Annotated in this window: 4 protein-coding genes; 3 read left to right on the top strand and 1 reads right to left on the bottom strand. The window is 65.8% G+C overall.

The features are described 5' to 3' along the window. Nucleotides 1–281 precede the first annotated feature (281 nt). A complete protein-coding gene (locus WBQ44_RS21590) occupies nucleotides 282–1,361 on the top strand; it encodes a spore photoproduct lyase family protein (RefSeq protein WP_495568710.1) in 1,080 nt (359 codons plus the stop codon). Between the two features lie 4 nt (nucleotides 1,362–1,365). Here the strand turns inward: WBQ44_RS21590 and WBQ44_RS21585 are convergent, their stop codons facing one another. After that, nucleotides 1,366–2,520, bottom strand: coding sequence for an erythromycin esterase family protein (locus tag WBQ44_RS21585; protein WP_495568709.1), 1,155 nt, complete (start codon nucleotides 2,518–2,520; stop codon nucleotides 1,366–1,368). Nucleotides 2,521–2,606: 86 nt separating this feature from the next. Here WBQ44_RS21585 and WBQ44_RS21580 point away from each other — a divergent pair, with 86 nt between their 5' ends. Both WBQ44_RS21580 and WBQ44_RS21575 read left to right on the top strand, forming a co-directional pair. Next, nucleotides 2,607–3,317 carry a MerR family transcriptional regulator gene (locus WBQ44_RS21580; protein WP_495568708.1) on the top strand — a complete coding sequence of 237 codons (711 nt, stop codon included), beginning with the start codon at nucleotides 2,607–2,609 and terminating at the stop codon, nucleotides 3,315–3,317. Nucleotides 3,318–3,433: 116 nt separating this feature from the next. Beyond that, on the top strand, nucleotides 3,434–3,715 hold the full coding sequence (locus WBQ44_RS21575) for a hypothetical protein (RefSeq protein WP_495568707.1): 282 nt from the start codon (nucleotides 3,434–3,436) through the stop codon (nucleotides 3,713–3,715). Nucleotides 3,716–4,168 lie beyond the last annotated feature (453 nt).

Raw genomic sequence — 4,168 nt, 5'->3', positions numbered from 1 at the left:
CCGCTCGAGAGCGGGTGCCGGCCCGGTGTTGTCGTCTTCGGGTGTCGGTATCTCAGGTGCGCAATGCCTTGTCGTCTGCCCCCACCCGGATTGCGCCGACGCGGAAACCGCAGATTACCTGAGCAAGTGGGTGAGGAGTGGCGAGCGTCTGAACGTCGTCCGCGCTCCCGGGTTCTGCGGCTCCGCCGCCCGTGTTCACAAAGTGTCGTCAGGACGGCATTTTTCGCACACCGGTGGCGGAGCCGCCCACACATGTCGGCCCTCTTTGATAGAAGTCGGTAATGCACACAACACCCCGGGCGCGGCCTCCGCTGCTGCAGGTTCGACGCATCTGGGCGGAGCCGGACGCCATCGCCGACCTGCGCGGGCAGGAGGTTCTCACGCGCTTCCCCGATGCGGAGATCATCGAGGTCGACTCGCATTGGCAGATACCGTCGCTGCACGGCAACGAGGGCAACGTCGACCGCTGGGTCAGGGTCAAAACCGAAGACCTGGTGCTGGGTGTCAAGAAGTCGCTGACGGCACGGCCCAACGGTCGCTCCGCCGACTGGATCGCACCGTCGACGGCCAACGGCTGCGCGATGGCGTGCTCGTACTGCTACGTGCCGCGCCGCAAGGGGTACGCGAACCCGATCACAGTGTTCACCAACATCGACAAGATCGTCGGGTATTTGGGCCGGCACATCGAGCGCCAGGGTCCCAAGCCGGAGCCGAACCAGTGCGATCCGGTCGACTGGGTGTACGACATCGGCGAGAACAGCGACTGCAGCGTCGACGCCACCATCTCCGACAATGTGCACGACCTGGTGTCGGCATTCGCGGGCTGGGACGGCGCGAAGGCGAGTTTCGCGACCAAATACGTCAACCGCGATCTGTTGGCCCTCGAACCGCGCGGCGGCACCCGGATCCGCTTCTCGCTGATGCCGCCCGCCGAGTCGACCCTGCTCGACATCCGCACCTCACCCATAGGGGAGAGGCTCGCGGTACTGGACGAGTTCGTCGAGGCCGGCTACGAGGTGCACCTCAACTTCTCGCCCGTCGTCCTCTCGCCGGGATGGCAGGACCGGTGGGCCGAGCTTCTCGACCGACTCGACGACGCCACGGGCGAGGGGTTCAAGAAGCAGGCTTCCGTCGAGGTCATCATGCTCACCCACAATCGCGACCTGCACGAGGTCAACCTCGGGTGGCACCCGAAGGCCGAGGAACTGCTGTGGACTCCCAGCACTCAACAGGCCAAACGTTCGCAGAACGGCGCGTGGAACGTGCGGTACCGCAACGACGTCAAGGCACGTGGCGTCGCCGAGCTCACCGCGATGATCGCCGAGCGCACACCCTGGTTGAACGTTCGATACGCGTTCTGACGCATCACCAATACTCGTGTCGCTGCCCATCGGTGTCGGCGATGAACACGACCGCGTCGGTCCCGGGCAGCTCTGCGGGTGACAGTGGAATGTGACCAGGGACGATCGGTGCACCCGGGGTAACGGACTCGGGCAGCGCGCCGCGTAACGCGTCCGATGGGAACAACGCGCGTCGGCTAGTTGCGTCGGCCAACATGGCTTGCAGTGTCCCGACTGCTGCCGACGGGTTGGCGTCGGTCGCGATAAACACGTACTCCTCGCCGAGGTCGCGGGCCACGAGCGCTCCGGCTGCAGCCCAACTCGCCTCGCCCGGCAACGCCGAATCGCCGCGGTGCAGGTGCGAGTTGTGCGCAAACACCAGGGTCGGCCCGCGACGGCGTTCACGCGCGACGATGTCCCGAAGGTTGTCGGCCATCATCTCGGCGCGCACACCGAGTAGCTGCCCGATCCGCTCAGGGGATGTACTCGCCATCGCCGCGTGATAGCGAAGCAAGCCCTGGGCGGCGCGTGCGTGCGCGGATACCTCCCACTCCGCGTCCAGTGGTAGAGCTCCGGCCAGACCGTCCGCGATCGAGCCGAGAATCCTGGCCCTGTCGGATCCGCCGATCGACGCGGCAGCGTCGTACATCGCGTTCGGGTCGGTCCAGTCGTCGTCGTCACCGAGGAGTTCGTCGAGGTCCTCCATCTCGAAATTTCCGAGGGGTAAAGCTTGCAAGACGAACCTCAAAAACTCCCCGGGGCCCGGTGCGCCCGAGTACTCGACGGGCGCGTCGAAGCCGTGAAACCGGACCCGGTCGGCCGGCGCGCACGCGGCGTTGTGACTGCGCAGCCATTCGAGCAGTTCACGGTTACCCGGAACGGCGCCGAACCCGTGGCTGAAACCGGACGCGAGCACCTCGTCGAGGTCCGTTGTTCCACCGGCCACGTATTCGTCGACGATGGACGCGGCGAAGAAGTCGGTCTCGAGCGCGACCGATCGAAATCCGCGTGCGACGAGATGGACGAGCAGTTCGTTGCGCAGGCTCGTGAAGGCGGGAATCCCGTGCGTCGGCTCGCCAAGGCCGAGAAGGAAGGCCCGACGTTCGGCCAGGAAGGCGTCGACCACGCGGCCGAGGTCCTCGCCGAGTTCTCGGGCGATGGTGTGCAGTTCGGCAGGCATATGTTCGACGGTATCGTTGAGCACTCCATTGATACTTCGGCCGCAGTTTCCGGGCTTTCTTCGCGTCAACCCTCAATCGAGGTGCTGTGAGACCCACTGATCTGGCCCGGGGACACGGGCTGTCCGCACAGGCGGTACGCAATTACGAAGAGGCGGGCGTCCTACCCCCCGCGGTACGCAGCGACTCCGGCTACCGGCGGTACACGGCCGTTCACGCCGCGGCGCTCGACGCGTTCGTCGCACTGCGCCGCGGACACGGGTACAGGCCGGCGGTCGAGATCATGCGTGCGGTCAACGCCGGTGACGACGAATCCGCATACCGAACGATCGACGCCGTCCACGCCGCTCTGCACACCGAACGTGGCACCTACGGCGAAACGGCCGACGCCCTGGAGAGCCTGTCGACGACGGCACCGCGGCCGATCGCAGGGCGTCCGCTGACGGTGGGTGAACTCGCGCGACGCCTCGATCTGCACCCGGCGACCCTGCGGGCCTGGGAGGTGGAAGGCATCGTGCGGCCCACGCGCGCCCCGGCGACGGGCTACCGCGAATACAACGCAGAGGCCGTCCGGGACGCCGAGATCACGCGGCAGCTCCGGCGCGGCGACTACCGATTGAGCCAGGTCGCGCACTTCCTCGCGTCGTTGCGCGAGGCAGGAGGCGTCGAGGCACTGCGTTCCTTTCTCGACGCGTGGCAGGCGCGGCTGACCGCGCGGGGCCGCGACCTCCTCGTCGGCGCGGCTCGGCTGGACGCCTACCTCCGTCTTCGAGACCAGGATTCCGCCAATACTCGGTGAACGGCCCGCCACGACTATCGGACTGCATAGCGGGTACCAAACCTTCGGACACTGACGAAGAGAAGGGCGGTACCTATGGCCGACCGTGCCCCGTGATCGATTCGCGCCGTAGCACCGTGGACGACGACCCGGATCTGACGTCGAGGCTCGAGCAGTCGTTGAAACTGGTCCACGAGCGTGCAGAGGCAGAGCTCGACAGCGCACTTTTCGATGCACTGCAGTGGCCCACGACGCTCGACGACTACGAGAAGTACCTCGAATGGTTCCTTCGTTGGATCCCGCAACAGTCGACCGACGAGGCGTGGGCGTCGGGACCTCCCGGGGAACGAAACGCTCAGGAGGCCAGCGACCGGCTGGCCCTCTTTTTCTGGCTCGTCGACCAAAAACTCGGGCGATGACGACGAAGAGATCGTCGAGGGCTTCGACTCGTTCGGTCGGTGGTTGACGGAGTTCGCCTCGACGTGGGGCGATTTTTTGGACACGCCCGAATCGTTCGACGACGACATTCTGCGGTCCGTAATCGAGGACTCCCCGGAGTATCGGGCGGAGGATTCCATGGTGAACGGGCGGCCGAACATTTCCAGCGGCTGGCGCACCTTCAACCAATTCTTCGCCCGGCAGCTCAACACAGGTTTACGGCCCATAGTCGTGCCGAGTGTTCAATCGAGAGAATGGTCTTGCGGTGATCGTCTTGCGAACCGCGACGTTCTTCCCCGATGTCGACGACCGGCCCCCCAGTCCGCGCCGCGTACCCCGATGCGAACCCGAAGATCAACGAATTGCTGTACAGCAGGGTGGACATCGCCGACGTGGTGGACGCGCACGAACGCGCTCTGGACGCGGCTGACGAT

The organism is Rhodococcus sp. (in: high G+C Gram-positive bacteria), assembly GCF_049591685.1.
Taxonomy (GTDB): domain Bacteria; phylum Actinomycetota; class Actinomycetes; order Mycobacteriales; family Mycobacteriaceae; genus Rhodococcoides.
Note: the sequence above shows the minus strand (reverse complement) of the source record. Positions and strands in the feature narration are given on the sequence as shown.

Excerpts from the sequence above, each read along its gene's own strand:
- WBQ44_RS21590 (WP_495568710.1), top strand. The coding sequence starts at position 282 with ATGCACACAACACCCCGGGCGCGGCCTCCGCTGCTGCAGGTTCGACGC.
- WBQ44_RS21585 (WP_495568709.1), bottom strand. The coding sequence starts at position 2,520 with ATGCCTGCCGAACTGCACACCATCGCCCGAGAACTCGGCGAGGACCTC.